Below are 25174 nucleotides of genomic sequence, written 5' to 3'. Positions count from 1 at the left end.
CTTAGTTCAGAACGAAACGTGAGTTGCTACGGCAATCAGCCCGGTTCAGGTTATATAAGCCTTGACACCGTTACCAAGAGAAGAAAACGACACACCTTGCCGACTCACTAGGACCACTCCAGCCCTTTCGGCGGCGGTCTGCTTCCTGAAGGCACCGTTCGCTCCCCTATCGGCCAGATTTTGCCCCCCGCATCGTCTTTACGTTCAGCATGTGCTCCTGCACATCCTGTCCGCTGTGGCTCAATTGCCTATTCTCAGTAAGCCGACATAATTATCAGCTTGGGCCATACAAAAAAAGAGGAGCCGCTTGCGCGACTCCTCTTTTATCAATTGAGGGTTGAGGAAGCTTACAGCAACGACACCTTGCGGGTAGCTACCTTGTCACCTACTTGTACTTTCACCAAGTAGCTGCCTGAGGCCACGTCACCGCTGTTCAATTTCTCTTCTTTGAAGCCCGGGGTTTGCATCTCGTTGCGCAACACGCGCACCGTGCGGCCCATCAGGTCCGTTAGCACCACTTGCACCTGCTGGCTCTTGTCGGCTACTTGGTAGGTTACCGTAGCGCCGTTGGCCGAAGGGTTCGGGAACACGCTCATGGCAACTACTGCATCGGCAGCTTTCTTGTTGCTCAGTACCACTACGTTGAGGTTAGCAGCCTGCGTACCGCCCAGGGCGGTAAAGTCCGGATCGAATTCGAGGTTGGTCGTACGGCCCGGAATTTCGGGAATCACATCGGTCGACCAGTAGCCGCTGCCGCTTACGTAGGCGCCAAACACGCGAACCACGCTAGCACCCGAAGGCAGGCCCAGGGCGGTGCGGTCCAGTTCTACTTCCCAGCCGTAGGAACCAGCGCCGCCGGTGGGGTTACCGGGGTTGGTCAGCACGTCGCCGGCCGGGGTGTCGCGGTAAGCCATGCGGGCGCCGGCAAAGCGCGAGAAGCTGCCGCCCGTAGAAGCGGCCGAAAGGGTAGATGCCGTACCGTTTGCGCTCAGCATGGGGGCAAAGTCCTGCGACACTGCCGCCGTAGCCGACGTGTACACCGCACCTTGCGTCAGCATCATGCCGGCTGCATCGCCTTCGATGCCCAGGGCCAGATCTACCGGCATGTCGAACTTGGCACCGCCCCGCTCGAATACCGTGCCCGAGCCAGCAATGGCCGGCTGCACCGTGCCTTGGGGCAAGCCCGTCAGGTTAGGCAGGTCGATGTAGAGGTGAAAGCCGTTGCCGTTGGTGTTTTTCTCGAGCGTACCGGCCAGTGCCAGGTGCAGCTTGGTGCTGGTGTTGGCGCCGTACATCTGCAGCAAGCCCCAGCCGCCAAAGCCCGCCGGGTGCGGGGTAGTGAAACGACCCAGGGAAACGTAGCGGCCCGTGTTGGCAGCACCAATTTCAGTCGCGTTGATGACGCCGTCCACGGTCACCTGCGCCTGAGCGGAGAGCGAAGCAGTAGCCAGCAAACCAGCCGCTGCGAGAGTAAACATTTTGTTCATAAAAGTTTGAAAAAAGGGGGACTGGGAAAAGCCTTTGTACTACCGAATGCGCGCTGGAGCGTAGCCTCTGAAACGCCCTGGCAAGCGACTGTCATTCGATATGGTAAAAGTAGCAACGCGCTTAGACAAATAAAGTTTTTCTCTCGTTATTTTTCAATTTATGACAAGCATTGGATGGTTATTTTTGCCATATTTTCATTTTACAAGCCACATATTAACAAATTATTCAATCGGAATCGATTTAATTTTGCTGATTATTATAGTTTTCTCAAGCATATTTTTTTTGCCCCTGAGTGGCCACTCACTTATTTAATTTTACCGGAAAGGTTTTCACTCCTTTTTGCACCCTTTCCACCTCGCCTGCTAGGGCTCGAATACGGCAAGCCTTGCTTTATTTGCAGCTCTGCTTACTTAACCAGATCTAGTATGATTCTGATTGCTGACGGCGGTTCCACCAAAACCAGTTGGTGCCAGCTTGCCTCTCCCGGCTCGCCCGACCGCGTGTATTTTAATACCGAGGGGTACAACCCGTACTTCATCGACACGGCGGGCATCGTGGCGTCGCTGGAGGCCAGCCTGCCGGCGGAGCTGCCGCGCGCGGCCGTGACGAGCGTGAGCTACTACGGGGCGGGCTGCTCGACGCCGGCCAACGTGGCCACCGTGGCGCGGGCCCTGCAGGAGGTGTTTGCGGGCGCCGCCGTGGCGGTGGGCCACGACCTGCTGGCCGCCGCCCGCGCCCTGCTGGGCCGCGGCGCGGGCTTCGCCGCCATCCTGGGCACGGGCACCAACTCGTGCCTCTACGACGGGCAGGGCGTCGCGCGCAACATCGACTCGCTGGGCTACTTCCTCGGCGACGAGGGCTCGGGCTCGTGGCTGGGCAAGCGCCTGCTGCGCGACTACATGCGCGGGCTGCTGCCCGAGGGCCTGCAGGAAGCCTTCCGCCAGCAGTACGGGCTGCTCAACGAGCAGATTTTCGACGCCCTCTACCACCAGCCCCTGCCCAACCGCTTCCTGGCCTCGTTCAGCCCCTTCGCCTACGCCCACAACAACACGGGCTACTGCCGCGCCATCGTGGTCGAGGGCTTCGAGGCCTTCTTCCAAAACCTGGTCACCCGCTACCCCCGCTACCAGGACTACTCCTTCAACTGCGTCGGCTCGGTGGGTTACAACTTCCGCGACGCCCTGGCCCAGGTCGCCCGCGCCCACGGCATGCAAGTCGGCAAAATCATCCGCTCCCCCATCGACGACCTCGTGGATTACCACGTGAGCGTCCTGCAAGCCCAGTAGGTTCGGGTAGATTCAACAAAAAACGGCTGCCTTTCGCAAGGCAGCCGTTTTTTGTTGAATCGAGAGCCAGCTTACGGCTGCACTACCAAGCGCGTGGTGGCCGAGGAGTTGCCGGCATCGGCGCGCACCAGGTATACGCCGGCGGGCAGGCTGCTCAGTGCCAGGGGCACCTGCACGGCCCCGGCTGGCTGGCGGCCGGGCAGCGTCACCGTCTGCATCAGGCGGCCGATGACGTTGTACACCGAAACGCGCACGGGAGCCGGAACAGCCAGCGTGAAGCGGACCACCGCGCGCGAGCTGGCCGGGTTTGGCGCTACGGTGAGGCCAAACGCTGCCACGGCGCGGCCGGCGCGGGTGGTGGCTACCACCGGGTTCTGCACGCGGCGGCTGGTGTACACTGCGTACTCGCCGGCGGCCAGGGCAATGGGGTCGGAGGTGTTGGTTACGGTAAGGGAGTCGCCGCGCAGGTAGTTGTACCACTTGCCGGTGCGCGGGAAGAAGGGGTCAATCAGGTTGTCGTTCAGGCTGAAGTTGCCGAGGATGACCACGTCGGAACCCGCCCCGTTGGAGAGCTGAATGCCCTTCATGGCACTGGTGAGCTGCTGGTTCCAGCTGGTGGCTTCGAAGGCCGGCTCGCTTTTCTTAAGGGCGGCCATGGCGGCGTTTACGTTATAGAGGGCGCGGCGCTGGGTGCTGTCGAGGTAGTTCCAGCGAATGGGCTTGGCCCCGATGCGGCCGTTGAAGTTGATGCTCACGTCGTAGCCCAGCTCGCCAAACTGCCAGAGCATTTTGGGGCCGGGCACGCCCAACAGAAACACGTTGTTCAGGGCCACGCGCTGCAAGGCCGTGTGCAGCTTCTTGGTGTCGTAGCCGGTGGCGGCGTTGGCCAAGCCGTTGGCCTGCGTCGATACCATGATGCGCTCTTCGTCGTGGCTTTCGGCAAAACCCACCAGGTTGGGCTGCTGCCAGCCGCGGCTGCGGTACGAGAGGCCGTTGAGGTTGGAGCCGCCGTTGCGGGCTTGCGCGGCCTGGGCAAACGCCCCGTTCATGTTGCCCCAGAGCATCAGACCGGCGTTGGCCAGCACGGTTTCCTCGGAGTTGTCGGCAAAGTGCTCCAGGATGATGAACGCGCCCGGATCGACGGCGCGGATGGTGTTCTGGTAGTCGAGCCAGATGTTGATGCGCGACTGGTCGTAGGCGCCCCAGGCACCCACGTCGTTGGGGTTGTTGCGCTGGGTGAAGCCTTTCGAAAGGTCGAAGCGGTAGCCGTCGACGCGGTATTCCTGCAGCCAGAACTCCATCACGCGCTTCGAGAAGTACTTGGTGAAGGCGCTTTCGTGGTTGAAGTCGTAGCCCACATTGAAGGGGTGGGTGGCGTCGCGGTTAAACCACGGGCTGTTGGCCGTGGGCCGGGAGCCGTCGAAGTACATCTGCACCATCGGGCTTTGGCCGAAGGAGTGGTTGAGCACCACGTCGAGCAGCACGGCCATGCCGCGGCGGTGGCACTCGTCGATGAGGCGCTTGAGGGCGTCTTTGGTGCCGTAGTACTTGTCGGGCGCGAAGTAGAACGAGGGATTGTAGCCCCAGGAGTCGTTGCCCTCAAATTCGTTGACCGGCATCAGCTCAATGGCGTTGATGCCCAGGCGTTGCAGGTAAGTAAGCGTATCCCGCAGGGTTTCGTAGTCGTGGCGCTGAATGAAGTCGCGCAGGTGCAGCTCGTAAACAACGAGGTCGGTTTTCTTGGGGCGCACGTAGCCGGTGGTGGTCCACTGATACGGCGCTTGGTTGGTTTGCAGCACCGACACGATGCCCGTGGTCAGGCCCGTGGGGTAGGCTTTCAGGCTGGGGTACGTCACGGCCGGAATAAACCGGTCGTTGTTGGGGTCGAGGATTTTCTCGCAGTACGGGTCGGCCACGCGCAGCTGACCATCCACAAGGTATTGGTAGCTGTATTCGCGGCCGGGCACCAGGCCCGTTACATCCACCCACCAGTCGTTGCCGTCGGCGGTGCGGTTCATGAAGTAGCCGGCATCGGCCTGCCAGTTGTTGAACTCGCCGAGCACGTACACGAACTGCTTGCCGGGAGCCGTGAGTTTGAGCCGCACCGACGTGGGGCTGAGGTAGGTAATGCCGTCTTTGCTGCCCACGGGCAGCGCGGCGGTAACCACAGCCGGCCGCACGAAAAACACGAGCGAGTCGGTGGCCGTTTGGGCGGTGGCCGACTGGCCCGAGAGCCGCAGCACGTTGCGGCCAGGCTGGTTGAACGTAACGCCGGTGGTAATGCTGCTGGCGTTGGCTTGTTGTGCTACCTGCGTGCCGTTGAGGCGCAGCGTCAACTGCGAGGCTTCGGAGGCCTCGCCTGTGATGTTGAGCGTGGTGCCGGCCGTGACGAACTGCCCGCTGCTGGCCCCGCCCGCGCCGGTGATGCGCGCCGCGTAGCCACCCTGGAACACATCGACAAATATGTCGCCGCCGGTGGCCGAGCGGCCGACGATGCTGCCGTCGGCGTTCTTAAAGATCATGCCCAGGCGCAGAATCTGCTCGGCGGCGGGCACGTTGTAGAACCCGCGTACCGAGGGCGTGAGGGTGATGCTCCAGCGGTTGTTGCCGAGCGAGGTCATGAGCGCGGCGGGGTCGCCCTGCCCGAAGGTGGAGCTTTTGGTGTAGCGCCACTGGGTGTTGGTGGCGCTCAGGTTGGTCACCACCCCGGTCCAGATGTAGACCGGCCCGGCAAACCCGGCCAGCGCGCCGTTGCCCTGGCTGGCGTCATAAATTAACGTTACCGCGTCGGTGTCGCGGAAAAAAGTCGGCTGCGCCGTCACCACTTGGGCCCGGGCCGAGAAGGTGGTACCCAGCAGCACCAACAGGGCTTGCAGGAGTCGAAGTGCTTTCATAAGCATTTAAATCGTTTGCGGACCGGGGTGTTTGCAAAAAAGGCCCACCAAGTACCGGAAAGGTACGAAAATCAGGTCGTTTGAGCCGTTTTTCGCCGGCGGTTTTGTCCGTAGCTTTGGCCCCGGCTGCCTATGGTTCGACTCCCGGTTTTGCGCGTTTGCTTGCTGCTCCTGGGCGGGCTGTTTGGGGGTGGTTTCACTTGGGCGCAGGCCCCGGCAGCCGCCCCACCCGACACGGTGCGGCCGCAGGTAGCTCCTGTCGTCGGGCCACTAACTAAGCTGCCGGCCGAACCAGTGCCCCCGCACCGCTTGCCGCTGCTGCTCGGCGGGCTGGGCGCGGGCTACGGCGGCTTGTATGTTGCCCTCAGCCAGGGCTGGTATACCGGCCGGCAGGTGGCTCCGCACTGGTTCAACGATTTTCCGGAGTGGAAGCAGCTCGACAAAGCCGGGCACTTCTGGGGCGCTTTCCACGAAAGCCGCGGCACCGTAGACATGCTTCGGTGGGCCGGCGTGGCCGATAAGAAAGCCATCTGGTACGGTTCCCTGGCGGGTTTTCTGATCCAAAGCCCCATCGAGTACTTCGACAGCCGCGACCCGGCCTACGGTGCCTCGGCCACCGATTTGGCGGCTAACTTCCTGGGCTCGGCGGGGGTGCTGGCCCAGGAGCTGGCGTGGCGCGAGGTGCGCATCATGCCCAAAATCAGCTTCCACCTCACACCCTACGCGGCCCGCCGCCCCAACGTGCTGGGCAGCACCGTGCCCGAGCGCCTGCTGAAGGACTACAACGGCCAAACCTACTGGCTCTGCACCGACGTCGGCGCCTTTTTGCCGGCCGGCTCGCGCTGGCCCCGCTGGCTGCAGCCGGCCCTCGGCTACGGCGCGCAAGAGGTGGTGTACAACGACCCCGACGCCAGCCGCCAAGCCGGCCTGCGCCCCTACCGCCAGTACTACCTCTCGCTCGACGTGGATTTGCGCCGCATTCCCACCCGCAGCAAAACGCTGCGCCGGGTGTTCTATGCGCTCAGCATCTTCCACCTGCCCGCGCCGGCACTGGAGCTGAACAGCCGCCGCGGGCTGGTGGCGCACGGCTTGTATTGGTAGCACGCCCCGGCGGGGCTCGTTCCCGAAATTCCGGAAGTGCGTCGCGGCAAGTCGCGAAGCCCTTTTGGAGTTCCGGAAGTGCCCCGCGACTTGTCGCGAAGTGTTTTTGTAGTTCATGAAGGGCTTCGCGGCAAGTCGCGAGGCATTTTTGTGTTTACTGAAGGGCTTCGCGACTTGCCGCGGGATGCTTTCGGAGTCGGTGAAGCGTGTCGCGGCAAGTCGCGGGGCGTTTCCAGAGTTCCGGAAGGGCTTGGTGACTTGCCGCGACGCACTTCCGGAATTTTGGAAGGCCTTGCCGACCGGGAGGCGTGGGAGACTCACGGTGTGGAAACGGGCGCGGTCCGGGTAGGGGCGCGGGCCGGAGGTGCTTGTTTTCGGGTCCGGCGGGCAACGTTTGCCGTTCTCTGCCGACCTTTACCCCCTTCCCTACGCCCTGCTCGCCTTCCTATCGGCCGAATTAGCGTATTGATTACCTCTCACCCTGAACTGCTACTGCCATGAATATTGGAGATAGAGTGCGCCTGATGTCGGGCCGCGAAGAAGGTATTGTCACCCGCATCCTCGACCACGACCTGGTGGAAGTTACCATCGACGACTTTCCGGTGCCGGTGCTGCGCCGCGAGCTGGTGGTGGTGGCCGCCGAAGAATTCAAGGCGTTCGGTGGCAGCCAGCTGGCGCCCTCGCAGGTGCCCAAGCCGGCGGGCAAGCCCAGCGGCAAAAGCGCGGGCAAACCCGGCGCGGCGGTGGCTCCGCAAGCAGCCCCGGCGGCCGGTGGCACGCCCAAAGCCGAGAAGCCGGCCCCGCTGCCGCCCGCACCCAAAGGCCTGTACCTGGCGCTGCTGATGCAAACCTCGGAGCTGATGGCGGTGCACCTGATCAACAACACCGATGCCGAGGTGCTCTACACTTTTGGCGAGGAGCGCAGCGGCGGCCAGTACCGCGCCCTGAACGCGGGCAAGTTGGAGCCCAAAACCGCCAGCCAGCCGCTGGGCCACCGCCACCTCAAGGACTTCGAGCAGTGGCCGGCTACCATCGTGCAGCTGCTGCCCTCGCAGCCCAACTCGCCGGTGCTCTACGACGTGCTGCTCAAGCGCCTCACTTTCAAGGCCAACACGTTTTACTCCAGCCGCCGCGAGGCCCCGGTGCTGCAGCGCGAGGCCTACCTGTTTCAACTCGACGAAAAGCCGGCCGCGCCGCTGGCAGTGCCCACCGAAGAATCGGAAGCTGCCGCGCCCAAACCGAAGGACAAGGAAGTACCCACCATCAGCCCCAGCCAGCTGCGCGACCAACTGGCCGAAAAGCTGCGCGGCGACGCCCGCTCGGTGGTGCCCGCGCCCAAACCCGAACCGGCCAAGGCCCTTGTGGCGCCCAACCACGAGGTAGACCTGCACTTGGACGCCCTGCAGCCCGAAGGCGGTACCGAGGGCCTGACCAACACGGCCATTTTGGAGTTGCAGGTGGCAGCGTTCGAAGACGCCCTGAGCCGCGCCCTGGCCACCGGCATGCACGAAATCATCTTCATCCACGGGACCGGCAACGGTACGCTGCGCAAAGAGCTGCACAAGCGCCTGAGCCGCAACCGCGACATCAAGTTCTTCGAGGAAGCGCGCAAGGAGAAGTTCGGCTACGGCGCTACGCTCGTGCGGCTGAAGTAACCAGCTTTGTTCTATACATCGTCCGTCATGCTGAGCTCCGCGAAGCATCTCTACCACGCCGCCAGACAGCATTTTCACTATCAGCTGAAGCGGTAAAGATGCTTCGACAAGCTCAGCATGACGTTCTTTTTGCAAGCATGAATTGCTCTTACCTCGCCGCCTCTCTCCTTTCCCTGCTCACCCTTCCGAGCTTCGCGCAGCAACCCGCGCCGCTGCCCGTGCCGCGCAACCTGCAGGCCACCTACGCCAAGGGCACCCGCGCCGCCAGTGGCCAGCCCGGCCCCAATTACTGGCAGAACGCAGCGGACTACGTGCTGAAAGTGAACTTCGACCCAACCACGCGCCGCGTGCAGGGCACAGTGGACATTGCCTACCGCAACAACAGCCCCGACGCGCTGCCCCAGCTTTGGTTTAAGCTCTACGCCAACTACTACCAGCAGGGCGCGCCGCGAGCCAGCCGCATCAAGCCCGAGGACGTGGGCGAAGGCGTGAGAATCGAGCAGCTGCGGGTCAACGGGCAGGTAATCGAGGCCGATAAGTTCGGCATCGAGGCCACCAACATGGTGGTGCCGCTGGCCCAGCCCATTGCAGCCAAGGGCACGGCGCAGGTGTCGGTTTCCTACTCCTACACGCTCAACCAAGGCTCCCACATGCGCACCGGCGAGATTGAGCCGGGGGCCGATTTCGTGGCCTACTTCTTCCCGCGCATTGCCGTCTACGACGACATCGACGGGTGGAACAAATTTGCATACAACGGCAGCCAGGAGTTCTACAACGACTTCGCCAACTTCTCGGCCGACATTACCGTGCCCAAGGACTTTGTGGTGTGGGCCACCGGCGACCTGACCAATGCCGACCAGGTGCTCACGAAGAAGTATGTGAAGCGCCTGCGCGACGCGGAGAAGAAAGACGGCATCGTCAACGTCATCGAAACCGCCGATTTGCAGCGCCGCGACATCACGGCGGCCAACGCCCAAAACACCTGGCACTTCGAGGCCCGCAACGTCACCGATTTTGCCTTCGCCACCGCCGACCACTACGTGTGGCAGGCCACCAGCCTGGTGGTGGACCCGGCCACCAAGCGCCGCACCCGCGTGGATGCCGTGTACAACACCCAGCATCAGGACTACGCCGAGGTGGTGCACTTCGCCCGCAAAACGGTGGAGGCCATGAGCTACACCTTTCCGAAGTGGCCCTTCCCCTACCCGCACATCACCGTATTCGACGGCCTCGACCAGATGGAGTACCCGATGATGGTGAACGACAACCCCGTCTCGTCGCGCGAGGACGCCATTACCCTCACCGACCACGAGGTGTTTCACACCATGTTTCCCTTCTACCTGGGCACCAACGAAACCAAGTACGGCTGGATGGACGAGGGTTGGGCCACCATCGGCGAGTGGCTAATTTCCAGCATCATCGACCCCAAGCTCGACGACAACTACGGCGTGGCGCCCTACGCCCAGCTGGCCGCCACCGAAATCGACGTGCCCATTACCACACTCAGCACCCAGCAAACCGACCGCGCGTTCTTCCTCAACTCCTACCCCAAGCCCGCCTTCGGGTACCTCTACGTGAAGGATTTGCTGGGCGACGAGCTGTTTACCAAAGCCCTGCACCACTACATCAGCACCTGGCAGGGCAAGCACCCCATGCCCTTCGACTTCTTCAACAGCATGAATGCCGGCGCGGGCCACAACCTGAACTGGTTTTGGCAGCGCTGGTTTTTCGACGACGGCTACCCCGACCTGGCCATCCAAAGTGTGACCAAGGACGGCGCCGGCTACAGCGTGGTGGTGCAGGCCAAAGGCAGCAAACCCGTGCCCGTCGACCTCACCATTACCTACGCCGACAACACGACGGAGAAAATCCACCGCTCGGTGGGCGTGTGGGAATCGGGCGCCACGGCCGTAACGGTGCCGGTGGCCACCGCCAAGGCCCTGAAGCAGGTGAAGCTGGGCAGCACGCTGGTGCCCGACAGTTACCCGCAAGACAATGTGTGGACCGGCCAATAGTCGTCTGGCTGCCGGCTTCAGGGCGTGGCGCAGTGTTATTGGGTGGGTAGGGCTGCTGCTGACCGTACTCGGCTCCAACCGGGCCGCCGCCACCGTGCGGCTGCCGGCGTTGGTGGGCAGCCACATGGTACTGCAGCGCGACGCCCCGCTACCCATCTGGGGTTGGGCCGATGCCGGCGAACCGGTGACGGTGACGTTCCGCGGGCAGCGCTACAACACCGCGGCAGCGGCCAACGGCCGCTGGCAGGTTTCGCTCCCCGGCACGCCGGCCGGCGGCCCCTACACGCTCACCATAAGCGGCCAGAACACGCTGGAGCTGACCGATGTGTTGGTCGGCGACGTATGGCTGGCGTCGGGGCAGTCGAACATGGAATGGGCGCTGCGCAACACCGCTCCGGCGCCCGAGCAGGCCGTGGCCCAGGCCACGTACCCCAACATCCGCCTGTTTCGGGTCGACCGAGCTTCCTCGCTGCAGCGCCAGACCGATGTGCGCGGCCCCGGCTGGCAGGTGTGCAGCCCCGCATCGGCCACCGATTTTTCGGCCGTGGCCTACTACTTCGGGCGCGCCCTGCACACCCGCTACCGGGTTCCCATCGGGCTTGTTGCCAGCTGCTGGGGCGGCACGCCGGCCGAAGCCTGGATGAGCTACAGCAGCTTGCGGGCTTTCCCCGAGTTTCGGCCGCGCGTAGACGCATTCGAGCAAACCACGCTGGACGTAGCCGCTTTTGAGCAGGCCGAAAAACAGCGCTTCGCCCAGTGGCAGGCCCTGCTGGAATGGACCACCACCGACTCGCTGAGCGCCGAGGGCCAGTGGCTGCAACCCAACCGGCCGCCCACTGCCGAGCCCACGCTGGCCGTACCCGCCCTCTGGGAAACCACGCCCGCACTGGCCCGCTACGACGGCATTCTGTGGCTGCGCCGCACGTTCAACCTGCCCGCCACGGCCGCCGGCCAGCCCGCTACCTTGTCGTTGGGCCCCATCGACGACGCCGATGTTACTTGGCTCAATGGGCGGCGCATTGGGCGTAGTGTGGGCTACGATGTCCCCCGGCTTTATTCGCTGCCTGCCGGTTTATTGCGCGCCGGGGTAAACGAAGTTGTGGTGCGGGTGGCAGATTGGGGCGGCGGCGGCGGCCTTTGGGGAAAACCCACCGACGTGTACCTGGAAACGGCTGGCACCCGAACCTCCTTGGCCGGCGACTGGAATTACCGCCTCGGACGGCCGGTTACGCCCATTCCGTTGCTGCTCAGCCAAGAGGCCGCGCATTCGCCGGGGGCCTTGTTCAATGCCATGATTGCCCCGCTCGTGCCCTTTGCGCTGAAAGGCGTCATTTGGTACCAGGGTGAAAGCAACGCCGGCCAGCCCACCCAATACCGCACGCTGTTTCCGGCCCTGATTCAGGATTGGCGGCGCCAGTGGAATTACACCCTGCCCTTCCTCTTCGTGCAGCTGCCCAACTTTGGCTCCGATCTGCCCCAGCCCGCCGACTACGCCTGGGCCGAGTTGCGCGATGCCCAAGCCCAGGCCCTCAAGCTGCCCCGCACCGGCATGGCCGTCACCATCGACTTGGGCGACTCGCTCGATATTCACCCGCGCAACAAACTGCCCGTAGGCGAGCGGCTGGCGCTGCTAGCACGGCGGCTGGTGTACGGGGAAGCCTCCGTAGTGGCCTCGGGCCCTACGCTGGCTTCGTGGTCGGTGCAGGGCTCAGCGGTGCACCTCACGTTCACCAATACGGGTTCAGGCCTGGAGGTGCGGGCGCCGGGCAAAGCAGTGCGTGGGTTTGCCGTGGCCGGCCCCAACCGCCGCTTCTATTGGGCCGAAGCTCAGGTGCTGGGAAACAAGGTAGTGTTGCACTGCCCGCAGGTTGCCAAGCCCGTAGCCGTGCGCTACAACTGGGGCAACTCGCCTCGCGGCCGGCTCTACAACAAAGAAGGGTTACCTGCCGCCCCTTTCCGCACCGATACGTGGCTAGCGACAAAGCAGTGAAGATGGGCAGCCTCTACGTGCCCGACAGCTACCCACATGATAATGTGGGTAAAGTGAAGTGGCAGTACATTTCGAACATGATGAAAAGCCCCATTTATAGTTTGCTCTTCATGCTACTGGCGTTGACGAGCTCATGTGACTTGTTTAGTGCCGGAGCCCATCCGTTTGCAGAAGCAGTTTACTCCGATTGTCCTCGCGACACTATTATCAGCAGACTCATACAACTGAAGGCTACGGGAAAGTATGACCATCCTAATTCCTTTTCTGATGGAAAAAGTGATGCGTATCCAACTTATTACTATTTCTATTTCTATTCCAGAGAACAGAACTGCGTATTACTCACCGCTGTTACTCCCGGGTTTGACAAGAAGAAAGCATTAGTACTCGTCAGTGCGAAAGAGCCCAGCACCAATAGCAAATGGATTGACTTCAACCATGGATTATATCCTAAAAGGCAGGAAGCAATTATCCATTGGTTTAATACCGAAATCAAACCTGCTCTTGGGTGCGACTAGGACAACATAAAATCAACATCGGCAAAAAGAACTCTGGCCATCAGTCACTCTTATCAAGTAGCTAGTACCTTTGCCCACAAGTGATGCGCCGCCCCACCGCTGCGCTCTTCGGAGCGGAGAGGAAAGTCCGGGCAACGCAGAGCACCCTGCTTCCTAACGGGAAGGACGGCGGCTGGGAACGGCCGCCGGACAGCCAGTGCCACAGAAAACTACCGCCAGGTTTTAGTGCTTAGAACATGGTGCCTAGTGCTTAGCTCGTTCTATGCACCAAGCACTATCCCCTAAGCACCAAACTTGGTAAGGGTGAAAAGGTGCGGTAAGAGCGCACCAGCGGGCGGGCGACCGTTCCGGCTGGGTAAACCTCAGGGGTTGAAAGGCCAAATAGGCCGGCAGGCAAGGCCGCAAGGCGTTGCACCAGGCGGCTCGTCTGGTGTCGGCGGGTAGGCTGATGGAGCCCGCGCGCGAGTACGGGCCTAGATAAATGGTGGGGCCGCGCTTTCGGGCGCGGACAAAACCCGGCTTACAGGCGCATCACCGAACATGAAACCGGCCGTCGTTGCAACCCTTGCAGCGGCGGCCGGTCTCGTTGGGCGGCCAGCCGTGTATCATCCGGGCGCTGCTTTTCGTTACTTTCGGCTCCACCTGACCTCATTGCCCCTCATGCCCCGCATCCTCATCATCGACGACGAGCGCGCCATCCGGCACACGCTCAAGGAAATCCTCGAATTCGAAAGCTACCAGGTCGACCAGGCCGAGGACGGCCCCACCGGCCTCGACATGCTGGTGAAGGACAAATACGACGTGGTGCTCTGCGACATCAAAATGCCCAAGATGGACGGCATCGAGGTATTGCAGCGTGCCCAAATTATTGCCCCCGACGCGGCCTTCATCATGGTATCGGCCCACGGCAACGTGGAAATGGCCGTGGATGCCACCAAAAAAGGCGCGTACGATTTCCTGCAGAAGCCACCCGACCTGAACCGCCTGCTGGTGACCGTGCGCAACGCCCTCGACCGCACCAAGCTGGTGGCCGAGACGAAAACGCTTAAGAAAAAAGTCGCCAAAAACTCGGAAATGGTGGGCACTTCGGCGGCACTGGCCACCGTGCGCACCGCCATCGAGAAAGTGGCCCCCACCGATGCCCGCGTGCTGATAACTGGCCCCAACGGCGCCGGCAAGGAAATGGTGGCCCGCCAGATTCACGAGCAAAGCAACCGCGCCAACGGCCCGTTGGTGGAAGTGAACTGCGCCGCCATTCCCTCCGAGCTGATTGAGTCGGAGCTGTTCGGGCACGAGAAAGGCTCGTTTACCTCGGCCGTGAAGCAGCGCATCGGCAAGTTTGAGCAGGCCGACGGCGGCACCTTGTTCCTCGACGAAATCGGCGACATGAGCCTCTCGGCCCAGGCCAAAGTGCTGCGCGCCCTGCAGGAAAACAAGATTACCCGCGTGGGCGGCGAGAAGGAAATTTCGGTGAACGTGCGCGTGGTGGCGGCCACCAACAAGAACCTGCTGCAGGAAATTGCCGACCGCAACTTCCGCGAAGACCTCTACCACCGCCTCTCGGTCATCCTCATTCAGGTGCCCGCCCTGAATGACCGCCGCGACGATATTCCGGCCCTCGTGGAGAAGTTCCTGGCCGACATCGGCAACGACTACGGTACCAAGCCCAAGAAGATGAGCCCGGAAGGCATGACCTACCTGCAAGGCCTCGACTGGCGCGGCAACATCCGAGAGCTGCGCAACGTGGTGGAGCGCCTCGTTATCCTCGGCGGCGACCCTATTTCGGCCGACGACGCGAAATCATTTGCCGGGAAGTAGAATCTCGAACCTCGACCACACAAAAAAAGGCCAGCCCACGTGGGCTGGCCTTTTTGTGTGTGTCTGGTGGGTTATTCTTTGTCCTTGGCCGTTCGCAGCAGCTTTTTTTCATCTTTCGTCCGGTTCTTTTCTTCGCGCAGCTGCACTTGCGCGGCTTTTTCGCGTTGGCGGTTTTGTTGCGCAATCAGCTCCTGCTCTTTCAGCTGCCGCTTCTGCACTTGCAAGGCGCTGCGCTGCTTGCGCAGTTGCGTTTCACTTTCAGCTACATCATGGCGGCTAGCGGCAGTCTGCTGGTGGTGGTCGGCCACGGTGGTGCGGGCGTCCTGGGTACGCTGTTTTTGCTGGTCCACGCGCAGCTGCGCCGAATCAACGGCTGTTTGGGCCACGGCTGCTGTGGGCGAAAGGCCAAGTGCCGCGGTTAGCAGCAAAGAAAGAAGGAGTATGTTTTTCATGGTTACAGATCAACAAGAGGTTTCCTCTGTAACGTCTCACGCAGCAAACCAACTAACAATTGTCTGATTATTAATTATTTATTTCAAACTAAGCCCACCTAGCCGCCCACCATCTGGTTGCAGCCGCGGATGTCGGAGTTGTCGAGGCGGCCAAGGACTTCGAAGGAGCCGTCGGGGTGGCGGCGGGCCAGGTCGCGGGTTTCGATGAAGGCGCAGCTGTCGATGTTGGCCAGGTCGATAACGTTGATGGCGCCGGCCGAGCGTCGCGCATCCACGCTGAAGGGGTCGGAGGGGTCGCGCAGGAGCACTTGCAGCTGCGGCGGCGCCCAGAACCGGCCTTCGCCGGTGCTGTAGGCCTGCGAAAGCAGCTCCGTCATGCCGTACTCGGAGTGAATGGCCGATTGGCCGAAGGCCGCCTGCAGCTCGGCGTGCAGCTCCTCGCGAATCATTTCGCGGCGGCGGCCTTTCATGCCGCCGGTTTCCAGCACCACGTCGAGTTGCCGCAGCGCGGGCGCGCCGCCAAACACCTGTGCCAGATCGAGCAGCGCATACGACACGCCGATGAGCATGATGCGCCGCTGGGGAGCCGCCCGCCGCGCTTCGTCGATGGCCGTGAGCAGGGCCGCGTGGTTGTGCAGAAAGAACGCCTCCCCCACCGGTTGCGCCGAAGCCCGCACAAAATCTTCGACCATGGCCACCAGCGACGAATGCCCCTGCTCCAGATACGACGGCAGCAGGGCCAGAAACGTCCAGTCGCGCAAGGGGCCGTAGGTGGCCTCGAAAATGCGGCGGGCGTTGTGGCGGTACAGCTGCGGGTCGCGCACAAAATGGCGGCTGCGCTGCTGCTGGGTAGTGCCGCTGCTGCGGAACTCTTCCCGCGGCTGCCACACCACGTTCGGCTCGTAGGTCTGCACCAAATGGGTTTTAAAGAACTCGATGGGCAGAAACGGAATGTCTTCCAGGCGCGTCACGTGCTGCCACTCGCAGCCCAACCGGTGCAGCCACTCTTGGTACGGGCCGCAGTACTGGGCCTGAAAACGAAACAGGCGCAAGGCCAGCGCCGCGCTGGTGGCGGGCGACACCGCCGCCAGGTCGCGCAGGTAATCGGAACGGAAACTCATTGACACGTTACGTAGTTTGCCAGAGAGGATAACAAACCGGCTTCGGCTGCGTTGGAAATATGTACTTTCCGGCCGCCGGCTAACACGCAACCGGCGGCTCGGGTTTTGCCTCTTACTGTTATGATGCGCACACGCTTACTCACTGGTTCGGTTGTTTTGCTGGGGCTGTCGGCTACCTCGTGCCTGAACCCGCCTTCCTACCCGGAGACGCCGTCCATCGAGTTCAAGAGCATTCGGGCCGAAAAGTTCTCCCAAAGCGCGGGCAGCACCCCGGTTTACCGGCCCATCATTACCGTCACGTTCAAAGACGGCGACGGTGACCTGGGCATTTCGGAAGACCTGCCCTCCTACGATCCGCCAAACGACTTCAATTATTTCATCGACACCTATTTGCGCAACCCGCAAACCGGCGAATTTGAATTGCTTGGCGGCCCCGGGGCTTTCAACAGCCGCTTTCCGCCGTTGGCCCCCAACCCCGACAAAAAGGCGCCTTTGAAAGGGGATTTGAACTTTGAAGTGCGCACCAGTTTGCTGGATGTGCCCTCCTACACCGGCGCCCAGATGCAGTTTAAACTGCGTATCCGCGACCGGGCCCTCAACGAAAGCAACACCATTACCACCAGTGTTTTGACGCTCCAGTAAACCGGTTTCGTCATTCAATCAACGGCCCCCGCTTGGTACATACCGAGCGGGGGCCGTTGCTTTCGGGGCGCCGTGGCTACTGCCTAGTAGATGCTCGGGAAACGCTTGGGGTCGGTTTCCTGCATCAACTCGTACACGGCGTCGAATACATCCTCGGCGTTGGGCTTCGAGAAATAGTCGCCGTCGGAGCCGTAGGGCGGGCGGTGGGCCTGCGCGGCGAGGCAGCGCGGCTGCGAGTCGAGGTAGCGGTAGGCCCCTTGCTCATCGAGCACCTGCTGCATCATGTAGGCCGAGCCGCCGCCGGGCACGTCTTCGTCGGCGAAGAGCACGCGCGAGGTTTTCTTGATCGAGTCCAGAATCAGCGCCTCGCGGTCGAAGGGCAGCAGCGTCTGGGCGTCGATAACCTCGGCCGAAATGCCCACCTGCTCCAGCTGTTTGGCGGCGTCAAGCACGATGCGGCACATCGAGCCGTAGGTGACGATGGTAATGTCGGTGCCTTCGCGCAGCACCTCGGCCACGCCCAGCGGCACCGTAAACTCGCCCACGTTCGACGGAATGCGCTCCTTGAGGCGGTAGCCGTTCAGGCACTCAATCACGATGGCCGGCTCGTCGCTTTTCAACAAGGTGTTGTACATGCCGGCGGCTTGCGTCATGTCGCGCGGCACGCACAGGTGCATGCCGCGAACCGAGCCCAGAATCATTTGGATGGGCGAGCCGCTGTGCCAGATGCCTTCGAGGCGGTGGCCGCGGGTGCGCACAATCAGCGGGGCTTTCTGGCCGCCTTTGGTGCGGTACTGCAGGCAAGCCACGTCGTCACTCAATATCTGAATGGCGTAGAGCAGGTAGTCGAGGTACTGGATTTCGGTGATGGGCCGCAGCCCGCGCATGGCCGCCCCGATGCCCTGCCCCACGATGGTGCATTCGCGAATACCGGTGTCGGTGATGCGCAGCTCGCCGTACTTTTCCTGCAGGCCGGCAAACGCCTGGTTTACGTCGCCGATACGGCCCACATCTTCGCCGATGGCAAACACGCGCGGGTCGCGGCTGAACATAGCGTCGAAGCAGGCCTGCAGCACCTCGCGGCCGTCGACCTGCGGGGCGTCGGGTGCAAACTCGGCCTTGATTTCCTCTACCTGCAGCGCCGATTCTTCGCTCTGGCTATAGAGGTGCGAGTTGTAGCGGTCGGCGTTTTCAGCCACGGCTTGTTCGTGCCAGCGGCGCAGCTCACCGCGGGCGCTGCTGCGCTTCACGTCGCGCACGAGGCGCAAGGCGCGGCGGGCCGAGCGCACCAGGTCGGCGCGAATGGGCGTGGGATTGTGCTGGAGCTGGTGAATGAGTTCGTGCAGCTCGTTCTGCCGGCCGGTTTCGGTAGCCAGCGCTTCGAGCAGTGCCACGCACTCGTCGCGCTCCTGTTTGATGGGGCTGAAAAATGCGTCCCAGGCAGCGGCGCGGGCTTTGCGCACTTCTTCCTTGGCTTCGGCCTCAATCTGATCCAGCTCGGCCTCGGTGGCGTGGCCGTCTTGCAGCAGCCACTGGCGCATCTGGCGCAGGCAGTCGTATTCCTGCTCCCAGGTCAGGCGGTCTTTCGATTTGTACCGCTCGTGCGAGCCGCTGGTGCTGTGGCCCTGTGGCTGCGTAACTTCCGTAACGTGCACGAGCACCGGCACATGCTCGCGGCGGCACACCTCGGCGGCGCGCTGATAGGTATCGACGAGGCCCGTGTAGTCCCAGCCCTTCACCACGAATATCTCGAAGCCGTCCTGGCCCTCGCCTTCGCGCTGGAAGCCTTTCAGGATTTCGGAAATGTTTTGCTTGGTGGTCTGGTACTCGGCCGGCACCGAAATGCCGTAGTGGTCGTCCCACACGCTCACCAGCATGGGAATCTGCAGTACGCCGGCCGCGTTGATGGCCTCGAAGAACATGCCCTCGGAGGTGCTGGCGTTGCCGATGGTGCCAAACGCTACCTCATTGCCGTTGCGCGAAAACTGCGTGAACTGGTGCAGTTCGGGGTTTTGGCGGTAGAGTTTGGAGGCGTAGGCCAGGCCCACGAGGCGTGGCATCTGCCCGCCGGTGGGCGAAATGTCGGCCGACGAGTTTTTTATGTCGGCCAGGTTCTTGAACTGGCCGTCTTCGTCGAGGGAACGGGTGGCAAAGTGCCCGTTCATGGCGCGGCCGGCGGTGGCGGGCTCGGCGTCCACGTCGGGGTGGGCGTAGAGCTGGGCGAAGTACTGCTGCAGCGTCAGCTCGCCGATGGCCAGCATGAAGGTTTGGTCGCGGTAGTACCCGGCGCGGAAATCACCGGCTTGGAAAGCGCGGGCCATGGCCAGCTGCGGCAGCTCTTTGCCGTCGCCGAAGATGCCAAACTTGGCTTTGCCCATGAACACCTCCTTGCGGCCGGTGAGCGAGGCTTGGCGGCTTTCCCAGCCGAGGCGATAATCACGGAGCAGTTCTTCCTTGCTGAGCATAGCGGCGGCCTGAAGTGCAACGGCCGATTCGGCAGTGGACATGCGGGAGGTGGCGGGGGAAACGAGGGGGAAACGCCCCGGGGAGGGCAGCCCGTCCGCTCGGACGGGCTGGCAAAAGTACGCAAAACGGACGCTTCGGGATAAACCTGGCCTTGCGCGGCTCCGCCGAGTTCTGGTTATATTTGCCTGAAGCTGCCGGAACTGCCGGCCCCGGCCACTTGGTTACGGGGCAGTTGTTCACCTCAGCTTCACCGGCGGCGGGTTGCTTGCCGATAAACTGACTACCACTTCTCCACCCGATATGCTGCACAAAACCTTTACTTCTACCCTGCTGGGCGCTGCGCTGGTGCTGACTACCGCGTTTTCGGCGGCTGCCCAGGGCGTGCTGAACTTCGAGCAGAAAGACCACGACTTCAGCAACGTGGCCGAAGGCACCCTGGCCACGTACGAGTTCAAGTTCAAGAATACCGGCGACCAGCCCGTGGTCATTGCCAACGTGCAGGCCTCCTGCGGCTGCACCACCCCCGACTGGACCAAGACGCCCGTGCTGCCCGGCAAAACCGGCTTCATCCGCGCCTCGTTCAACTCGGCCGGCCGCCCCGGCCAGTTCAACAAGACCGTGACCGTGACCAGCAACGCCAAGGAGCCCAGCACGGTGCTCAGCATCAAAGGCACGGTGCTTACCAAGGACGAAATGCGGCCTAAGTACTCGGCCGCCGAGTTGGCCAAATCGCCCAAGATGGTGATTGACCGCACCAGCCACGATTTCGGCAAGATGGAGCCCGGCCAGCAGCCGGCCGCTAAGTTCACGGTGAAGAACACCGGCAAAGCCCCGCTGGAGCTGACGTCGCTCACCTCAAACTGCTACTGCATCAGCTTCAAGAACACGCCCAAGCCCATTGCCCCCGGCCAGTCGGCGGTGGTGGAGCTGGTGTACGGCCAGCGCCAGATCGGCCAGATGACCGACGTGGTGACCTTGCACTCGAACGACATTACGGCGCCTGACCCCAAGATTACGCTGCGCGCCAACATTCTGCAGAGCCTCTCGCAGCAGAGCATGCTGAAGGAAGGCGCGGCAGCTGTGCCCTTCAAATAACGCCCACAGCCAGTAGCCGAATGCGGCTGATTGCCTGAATTCGGCAGACGATTGCACGAAGTGGTGCCACAACCTACTGTTGTGGCACCATTTTTTTGCCGGCTCTTGCGTAAGCGCTGCACTTTCGCGCCGCTGGTTTGGCGGGAAGTTTGCAAGCCGGCTACTACTCTCCTCTCAACTGCTCGGTTATGCGTTTTTCTCTACTTGCTCTGAGCGCCGCCGCGGCGCTGCTGTTTTCGGGCTGCACCAAAAACATTTACCTGCCGCAGGCCACGCCGCAGATGGGCCTGCAGCTGCGGGTGAAGCTGCCCACCATCACGGCCACCACCTCCCTCGACACCGTGCGCACGGTGCTGGAACTGGTGAACAACAACGACGAGCCCTACGTGGTATCGAGCCCGGCACGGCCGCAGGCGAGCCTGCCGGTGGTGCAGGTAGACGGCCACATCGTGCCGTGGGAGCTGCACCAGCGGCGCGGCAAAGACGTGCGCATCACCATTCCGGCCCACGGCACCTACCGCACGGCCTACGACTTGCCCCTGAGCTACTATGCCGGCGGCCCGCGTCGGCCCGAGGGCCTGCAGCGGCAGATTCAGGTGTTTTACCACGGCCGCGTGTACGGCCCCGTCAAGCAGAAAGCCACGCGGGTCGAAATTCCCAGCAACAAGCTGGCGTTTTGAGTTAGCGGAAAAACAAGCGTCATCCTGTTGGTCGGCTACTGGTAACTAATAGCTAGAAACCGGCAACTCCTCCCGTATATTTGCGGCCGTTTCCCCGTCATTTCACCCATCGTTTCTTCCCCATGATCATCGGCGTACCGAAGGAAATCAAGAACAACGAAAACCGTGTGGGCCTGACGCCCGCCGGCGCAGCTGAATTCCGCAAGGCGGGCCACACGGTGTACGTGCAAAGCACGGCCGGCGAGGGCTCGGGCTTTTCCGATGCGGAATACGAGCAGGCCGGTGCCACCCTCCTGCCCACCATCGGCGACGTGTACGCGCAAGCCGAGATGATTGTGAAGGTGAAGGAGCCGATTGCCGAGGAGTACCCGCTCATCAAAGAAGGCCAGCTGCTGTTCACCTACTTCCACTTCGCATCGAGCGAGGAGCTGACCCACGCCATGATTGAGCGGAAGGCCACCTGCCTGGCCTACGAAACCGTGGAGCGTCAGGACCGCTCGCTGCCGCTGCTAGTGCCCATGAGCGAAGTAGCCGGTCGTATGGCTCCGCAGGAAGGCGCCAAGTACCTGGAGAAACCGCTGAAAGGCCGCGGCATTCTGCTGGGCGGCGTGCCCGGCGTGCGCCCCGCCCACGTGCTCATTCTGGGCGGTGGCGTGGTAGGCACCAACGCCGCCAAAGTAGCCGCCGGTTTCGGCGCTCAGGTGACCATCATGGACATCAGCCTGAACCGCCTGCGCGAGCTGGACGACATCATGCCCAAGAATGTGGTGACGGAGTACTCCAACGAGTACAACATCCGCACCGCCATCAAAACCGCCGACCTCATCATCGGCGCCGTGCTGATTCCGGGCGCCAAGGCCCCGCACCTCATCACGCGCGACATGCTCAAGGACATGAAGCCCGGCACGGTGCTGGTGGACGTGGCCGTGGACCAGGGCGGCTGCATCGAAACCTGCAAGCCCACCACCCACGAAAACCCGACCTTCATCATCGACGACGTGGTGCACTACTGCGTGGCCAACATGCCCGGCGCGGTGCCTTACACCTCCACCCTGGCCCTGACCAACGCCACCCTGCCCTACGCCATCAAGCTGGCCAACCTGGGCTGGCGCGAGGCGTGCCTGCGCGACGAAGCGCTGCGCCTGGGCCTGAACGTGGTGAACGGCGAAGTGGTGTACAAAGGCGTGGCCGAAGCCTGGAACCTGCCCATGACCAACGTGAACAAGGTGCTGCAGCCGGCTCACGTTTAGTCGTTGATTCTGAATTGTTAATCAGCCAAAGGGCCTTCCCAACGTTCGTGTTGGGGAGGCTTTTTTAGTCGTTTGGAGTTGTCAGTAGTCCGACAACCTTTTTCGCACTCATGGAAGACGTTACCTACATTGGTGAGCCGGTGTCCGACTCGGTCACCTTCAAGCAGCTGCCCATCGAAATGCAGGGCTTTTTATTGCACGCCAACGGGTTGGTGGCTTACTTGGGCGGGCTGCACATTCGCGGTTGCTGCCAAGAGCCCAAGTGGCACTCGTTGGCCGAAGCGTGGAGCGGCGACACCGCGTTCTGCAAAATCTACCCCAACGTCAAAATCAGCGACATTCCGTTTGCGCAGGACAGCATGGGCAACCAGTTTCTGCTGCGCAAGGGCATCGTGTGGTTTCTCGACACCGAAACCGGCGAAGTCGAAAACCTGAACGTGTCGTTTGATATGTTCATTGCCGGCGTGGAGCGGTTTCCGGGCCGGGCGCTGGATTTGTCGAACATCGGCACGTTTGCCAAGCTGGGCGCCCGCCTGATGCCCGGTGAGCTGCTGGCTGTGTTTCCGCCAGCCTGCATCAAGACCAACGGCGACCAGTTCAAGCTCACGCGCATGCCGGTTGCCACGCGCCTGCACTCCTTGGCCGACATGTACCGCCAGATTCGCCGTCTGAAGCCGGGCCAGAAAATCACCGTCCGCACCGACGAATCGTACGACGCCATCTAGCCTCGGCGTGCCTGCCCCCGTGCCTTCTCCGCTGTTGCGCCTGCTCCTGCGCCGCTTTTCGCTGCTGTTGGCGGCCTACGTGCTGCTGCGCGTGGGTTTCTACGCGGCCAACCGCAGCGTATTTGCCGGCGCCTCGGCGGGCGAAACCGCGTGGGCGTTCTGGCACGGTTTCCGGTTCGATTTGTCGGCCCTGCTGCTGCTCAACGCGCCCTTTGTGCTGCTCTCGTTTGTGCCGGCTTTCGGCCGCGGGTGGCAGCGCACCCTGCGCGGCGTTTTTCTGGTGCTGAACGCCCCGGGGCTGGCCCTGAACATCATAGACAGCCAGTACTTCAAGTTCATCGGGCGACGCACCTCCGACGAGCTGTTCACCATCACCGGCGACATCGAACGGCAGGCCGGGCAGCTAGTGGGGCACTACTGGCTGCTGCTGCTGCCGTTTGCCGTGCTGTTTGGGCTGTTGTGGTACTTCTACCCCATGCCCGATTTCCGGCGCCCGGCCCCGCGGCGGCGGCTCACGCTGCCGGGTTTTGCCGTGGGGTTATTGGAAATCGGGTTGGTGGCGGCGCTGGCGGTGTTGGGCATCCGGGGTGGCCTGCAGCTTAAGCCCTTGCGCACCGGCCACGCTTTCGTGCAAACGCCGCCGGCGCTGGGGCATTTGGCCCTGAACAGCACGTTCACGTTCCTGAAAAGCACAATTTCCTACCTCGACCACAACGGCAAGCCGGTGCTGGAGCGCAGCACGTATTTTGCTACCGACGGGGCACTGGAGCGCGCCTTGCAGCGCCGCCCGGTACTGCCGCGCGCCACGCCGCGCCGCGACAACGTGGTGATTCTGCTGGTAGAAAGCTTTGCGTCGGAGTACAACGGCATCGAAAACGGCGGGCAGAAAAGCTACACGCCGTTCTTCGATTCGCTGGCCACGCGGGGGCTGCTGTTTCGGGAGCATTACGCCAACGGGCGCCGGTCCATTGAGGCGCTGCCGGCGGTGCTGGCCGGCCTGCCCGGCCTCATGGAAGGCTCGTTTATCACCTCCAACTTTCAGACCGACGAGCTGCACGGCTTGGGCGAACTGCTGGGTCGGGCGGGCTACAGCACCTCGGTGTTTCACGGCGCCGAAAACGGCACGATGGGCTTCAACACCTTTGCCGGCAAGGCCGGAATGCAGCGTTATTACGGCCTAAGCGAATACCCCGGCGGCAAAAGCAGCCCCGATTTCGACGGCCACTGGGGCATTTTTGACGAGCCGTACCTGCAATATTTTGCCCGCCAGCTCGGCCAGCAAAAACAGCCGTTCTTTTCCACGGTTTTCACGCTCACTTCGCACGAGCCGTTTCCGGTGCCGGCGCAGTACCAGGGCCGGTTTGCCCCCGGCGAGCTGCCCATTCACGCTTCCATCGGCTACACCGATTTTGCGCTGCGCCGCTTTTTCCAGGCGGCGGCCAAGCAGCCGTGGTACGCCAATACGCTCTTCGTGCTGCTGGCCGACCACACCTCGCAAAGCCTGCGGCCCGACTACCAGAACCTGCTCGGTTTCTACAAAACGCCGCTGCTGCTTTTCCACCCCGGCCAGCCACTGCCGCCGGCCGATGTGCACCGCATTACGCAGCAAGCCGACGTGCCCGCCACCGTGCTCGACTACCTGGGAATGCCCGCGGGTCCGGCCGAGCTGCTGCCCTTTGGCTATTCGGTATTTGACGCCCAGGCGCCCGGCCGGGCATTATTTCTCTCGGGCGGCGCGCACTACCTGGTGCACCACGACTACGTGACCGAGCTGACCGCCGACAACCAGGTGCGCCTCTACCCCTACCGCACCCACGCCCTGCCCGCCGCGCCGGCTACAAACGTGCCCACCGCCACCCGCCAGGCCTACGCCGCCGAGCTGCGGGCCTGCGTGCAGTTTTTCACCAACGGCCTGCTCGACAACCGGCTCTACCCTACCCGCTTACCAACGCTCGGCGCGGCACAAACGGCTAGACACTGA

The 25174-nt window shown here is 62.5% G+C and carries 18 protein-coding genes and 1 other RNA gene; 14 read left to right on the top strand and 5 right to left on the bottom strand.

Translation table 11 applies throughout. The features are described 5' to 3' along the window. Positions 1-347: 347 nt before the first annotated feature. Entirely contained in the window at positions 348-1487 is a 1140-nt protein-coding gene (locus F0P96_RS01815; protein ID WP_151077028.1) for a T9SS type A sorting domain-containing protein, read from the bottom strand. Positions 1488-1913: 426 nt separating this feature from the next. Between F0P96_RS01815 and F0P96_RS01810 the strand changes: the two genes are divergently transcribed. Beyond that, a complete protein-coding gene (locus tag F0P96_RS01810) occupies positions 1914-2774 on the top strand; it encodes an N-acetylglucosamine kinase (RefSeq protein WP_151077027.1) in 861 nt (286 codons plus the stop codon). Between the two features lie 71 nt (positions 2775-2845). On the opposite strand, the gene F0P96_RS01805 is transcribed toward F0P96_RS01810, so the two are convergent. Further along, positions 2846-5668, bottom strand: coding sequence for a DUF4961 domain-containing protein (locus F0P96_RS01805; protein ID WP_151077026.1), 2823 nt, complete (start codon positions 5666-5668; stop codon positions 2846-2848). Between the two features lie 162 nt (positions 5669-5830). Here F0P96_RS01805 and F0P96_RS01800 point away from each other — a divergent pair, with 162 nt between their 5' ends. From F0P96_RS01800 to F0P96_RS01770, 7 genes are all read left to right on the top strand, one after another. Then, positions 5831-6769, top strand: coding sequence for a DUF2279 domain-containing protein (locus F0P96_RS01800; RefSeq protein WP_235917348.1), 939 nt, complete (start codon positions 5831-5833; stop codon positions 6767-6769). A gap of 497 nt (positions 6770-7266) precedes the next feature. Further along, positions 7267-8424 carry a Smr/MutS family protein gene (locus tag F0P96_RS01795; RefSeq protein WP_151077025.1) on the top strand — a complete coding sequence of 386 codons (1158 nt, stop codon included), beginning with the start codon at positions 7267-7269 and terminating at the stop codon, positions 8422-8424. A gap of 137 nt (positions 8425-8561) precedes the next feature. Beyond that, entirely contained in the window at positions 8562-10439 is a 1878-nt protein-coding gene (locus F0P96_RS01790; protein ID WP_151077024.1) for a M1 family metallopeptidase, read from the top strand. Next, a complete protein-coding gene (locus F0P96_RS01785; protein ID WP_151077023.1) occupies positions 10420-12429 on the top strand; it encodes a sialate O-acetylesterase in 2010 nt (669 codons plus the stop codon). Before F0P96_RS01790 ends, F0P96_RS01785 begins: the two co-directional genes overlap by 20 nt. Then, positions 12408-12944 (top strand): hypothetical protein, encoded by a 537-nt coding sequence (locus tag F0P96_RS01780; protein WP_151077022.1) that lies wholly within the window; start codon positions 12408-12410, stop codon positions 12942-12944. Before F0P96_RS01785 ends, F0P96_RS01780 begins: the two co-directional genes overlap by 22 nt. Positions 12945-13024: 80 nt before the next feature. Continuing rightward, positions 13025-13483, top strand: an RNA gene (gene rnpB / locus F0P96_RS01775) — RNase P RNA component class A. Between the two features lie 121 nt (positions 13484-13604). Continuing rightward, complete coding sequence (locus F0P96_RS01770) at positions 13605-14762, top strand: sigma-54-dependent transcriptional regulator (RefSeq protein ID WP_151077021.1); 1158 nt, start codon at positions 13605-13607, stop codon at positions 14760-14762. Positions 14763-14833: 71 nt separating this feature from the next. Here the strand turns inward: F0P96_RS01770 and F0P96_RS01765 are convergent, their stop codons facing one another. Next, a complete protein-coding gene (locus tag F0P96_RS01765; RefSeq protein ID WP_151077020.1) occupies positions 14834-15214 on the bottom strand; it encodes a hypothetical protein in 381 nt (126 codons plus the stop codon). A 98-nt stretch (positions 15215-15312) separates the two neighbouring features. Further along, the gene (locus F0P96_RS01760) at positions 15313-16335 is read right to left on the bottom strand and encodes an acyl-CoA synthetase family protein (RefSeq protein WP_201743890.1); all 1023 of its coding nucleotides are present in this window, start codon (positions 16333-16335) and stop codon (positions 15313-15315) included. Between the two features lie 120 nt (positions 16336-16455). On the opposite strand from F0P96_RS01760, the gene F0P96_RS01755 reads away from it, so the two are divergent. Continuing rightward, entirely contained in the window at positions 16456-16977 is a 522-nt protein-coding gene (locus tag F0P96_RS01755) for a hypothetical protein (protein WP_151077019.1), read from the top strand. Positions 16978-17060: 83 nt separating this feature from the next. Here F0P96_RS01755 and F0P96_RS01750 read toward each other — a convergent pair whose 3' ends face one another. Beyond that, on the bottom strand, positions 17061-19484 hold the full coding sequence (locus F0P96_RS01750; protein ID WP_151077018.1) for an alpha-ketoacid dehydrogenase subunit alpha/beta: 2424 nt from the start codon (positions 19482-19484) through the stop codon (positions 17061-17063). Between the two features lie 259 nt (positions 19485-19743). Here F0P96_RS01750 and F0P96_RS01745 point away from each other — a divergent pair, with 259 nt between their 5' ends. From F0P96_RS01745 to F0P96_RS01725, 5 genes are all read left to right on the top strand, one after another. Further along, the gene (locus F0P96_RS01745; RefSeq protein WP_151077017.1) at positions 19744-20538 is read left to right on the top strand and encodes a DUF1573 domain-containing protein; all 795 of its coding nucleotides are present in this window, start codon (positions 19744-19746) and stop codon (positions 20536-20538) included. Positions 20539-20726: 188 nt separating this feature from the next. Then, the gene (locus tag F0P96_RS01740; protein WP_151077016.1) at positions 20727-21218 is read left to right on the top strand and encodes a hypothetical protein; all 492 of its coding nucleotides are present in this window, start codon (positions 20727-20729) and stop codon (positions 21216-21218) included. A gap of 122 nt (positions 21219-21340) precedes the next feature. Further along, the gene (ald, locus tag F0P96_RS01735; protein ID WP_151077015.1) at positions 21341-22468 is read left to right on the top strand and encodes an alanine dehydrogenase; all 1128 of its coding nucleotides are present in this window, start codon (positions 21341-21343) and stop codon (positions 22466-22468) included. 110 nt (positions 22469-22578) lie between these two features. Beyond that, positions 22579-23193 (top strand): SMI1/KNR4 family protein, encoded by a 615-nt coding sequence (locus F0P96_RS01730; RefSeq protein WP_151077014.1) that lies wholly within the window; start codon positions 22579-22581, stop codon positions 23191-23193. A 19-nt stretch (positions 23194-23212) separates the two neighbouring features. Further along, a complete protein-coding gene (locus F0P96_RS01725; RefSeq protein ID WP_151077013.1) occupies positions 23213-25174 on the top strand; it encodes an LTA synthase family protein in 1962 nt (653 codons plus the stop codon).

The organism is Hymenobacter busanensis (assembly GCF_008727865.1).
GTDB classification, from domain to species: domain Bacteria; phylum Bacteroidota; class Bacteroidia; order Cytophagales; family Hymenobacteraceae; genus Solirubrum; species Solirubrum busanense.
The sequence above is the reverse complement of the archived record's forward strand: the minus strand, read 5'-3'. Positions and strand labels throughout refer to the sequence as shown.